General features: G+C 65.5%; 1 protein-coding gene. It reads right to left on the reverse strand.

Features of this window, described 5'->3' with window-relative positions:
- Window positions 1–96: 96 nt before the first annotated feature.
- The coding region (locus AACY49_RS30255; RefSeq protein ID WP_339527926.1) for a hypothetical protein at window positions 97–539 on the reverse strand (443 nt) is incomplete at its 5' end.

Genomic DNA, 539 nt, shown 5'->3' on the forward strand with positions numbered 1-539 from the left:
CGAACTGGCTGATGCCGCCGCCGATCTGCGGCGTCAGGCTGCCGGCGGTCGCCGCCCCCATCGCCAGCGCAATGGCGAAGAGCCCCAGGAGCGGCCTCATTGCATGTCCACATAGACGCTGTCGCCGCTCGAGGCGCAGGTCACGACGATCGCGTCCGCCGGCACATAGGGGTAATAGCGGGTATAGGCCGCGCCGGGCAGAAGCAGGATCGAGGCCTTCACCGTCGTCAGAGTGACCTTGGTGCCGTCCGTCGTGACCGTGCTCGCGGTCGTCTGGCCCGCCTGCACCGTGCCGTCGACATTGAGATAGCAATTGTCGGAGGCATTGTTGTTCTGGATGGTGAGAGAGCGGCGGGTGTTGGTCGCGCCCTGCACCAGCTGGAAGGTGTTGCCGGTCGTGATGTTGACCGACCAATTGTCGGTCGGGACCGCGCTCTGCGCCAGCGCCGCGAGCGAGCCGATGGCGAGCATGGCCACAGCCAGCGCGCATCTGAAGACAACAGCCAGCATCGGCAAATCCTTTCCTCGTTGCCTCATCG

Origin of the sequence: Pseudomonas sp. EL_65y_Pfl2_R96 (assembly GCF_963970905.1) — a bacterium.
GTDB lineage: Bacteria > Pseudomonadota > Gammaproteobacteria > Pseudomonadales > Pseudomonadaceae > Aquipseudomonas.